The sequence below is a fragment of the Capnocytophaga sp. G1920 genome, assembly GCF_051417515.1.
The window spans coordinates 1-1685 of the sequence record NZ_JBPRKH010000041.1 but is presented as its reverse complement, the minus strand read 5'-3'; the positions used below and the strand labels follow the sequence as shown (position 1 = coordinate 1685).

At 31.0% G+C, this 1685-nt stretch carries 1 protein-coding gene; it reads right to left on the bottom strand.

The window, feature by feature from the left end; all coding sequences use genetic code 11:
* Positions 1-1679 (bottom strand): hypothetical protein (locus ACSQ7D_RS12920; protein WP_437136481.1); only part of this gene is annotated, 1679 nt, incomplete at its 3' end.
* Between the last annotated feature and the right edge of the window lie 6 nt (positions 1680-1685).

The following is a 1685-nucleotide window of genomic DNA, read 5'->3' as shown; positions in this document are numbered from 1 at the left end:
GCTTTATTCCAACAAGTATCCATTTGTAGCTCTTTCATATATTTTGTATAAGTATCGGCTACAGTTTTTAATGTATCTTCTTCTACATCTGGGAAAAGCTCTCTTAGTTGTGCTACAGTAACGGGTGCTGTACATCTCGGGCAAGAATGTCCTTCTTCCTCTAGTTCAACTCTTTCAACTTTTCCTATGCCTAAGAGCCCACCAACTTTCACAGTGGCTTTATTTTCTGCTAATTTAGTTAGCTGAGGATAAGAATGTAATATTAGAGAATACCTTTCTTTTATAAAAGCTCCTTTTTCGTTACCTTCTTTCCCTTTAATCTTAAATACAGCAATTATATATCCTTTAATCCATTTGTATTTAGAAGTATCTAACTCTACTAAAAGCTCTCCTTTATCATTTATTTTTCCTTTAGCGGAATGGAATGGTTCCCCTTTTATGTTATGGGTCTTAATTTCACTCCAAGGTTTCCAAGTTAGTTCATTCTGCGTTGTATTTTTAGAATAATGAAATTTATCTCTTGTAAAAAACAATACTTCAACTTCTCTGTTTTTCATATTAGTTGCATATATCTTTAAATGTGCAACTTTTCCAGATTCTATAAATTTTCGTTTTTCAGTATCATCTGAATTACAGAAATAGGCTTCTACTATATCTCCTTTATTTGTAATTGTAAGGAGATTATTTTCAAATTCTTCATTTAAAGATTCTTTAAGGAGTTTATTATCAATAGGTTTTACTTTGAAAAATATTTGGAAATCCTTTCTATTTCTGTCTTCCTCCTTCTTCTCTTCCTCTGTTTTTCCTTTAAACACTTTTTTTACTGAGTAATGGAAAGTAAATTCTTTACTACCTACAGGAACTGTTATTTTTTCGGAGGTAAAAATGGGGTTCTTTTTATCTTTAGCATCATATACTTCTACAACAACTTCTTCTCCATCTAACCCTAAATGTTTTATATAAGCATACATTTCTTGGTCATATCCTGCTGTTGCTAAGATATTACCACTGCTTCCATCTTTGTCTATCCAATGAGGTGAAGAAATTGTAGGACGGACAATATTAATTTTTTTCTTTATTGTTTTTTTATTAATACTACAAATAACTTCAAATTCACCTTCAGCTAAAGGTGTAATTTTCATTGTTCTTGGATCTTTTGGGGAGCCGAGCCCCATTCCTTTTATTTGGAAATGTTTCTCAAAAGGTTTATGCTCAATACCATTTTCATCTATATAGCTAAAAGGAATAGTCCATTCTATTCTCTCCAAGTCTTTATATGTGAGATCAGGGAATGTAGTTTTTGCGTTAAGAGTTAAAGGTTTTCCTACTTTTGTAAATCCCTCTACTGAAATATCTTCAACTTCATTTTCTGTTATTGTAAGTTTCCAAGTGTCTTTTTCATCGGGTTTTGTTAAAGAGTTAGATTTTAAGCTAAAAGCCTCTATATAGTATATCCCTTCTTTATCATTACTAAATTTGTATGTTCTTCCACCTTCTTGTACTACTTTTCCATTAAGAGCCCATTTTATATTGGCAAGATCTTCTGAGTTATCACTAAACCTCATTTTTGTAACATTAATGGTAATTTCTTCATTAGGTCTAATTTCAGAAGCATTATTAGTAGGAGAAATAGATATAACACTATTTAAAGCACATTTTCCTTTAAGTTTTTCTTGCACTTTTTT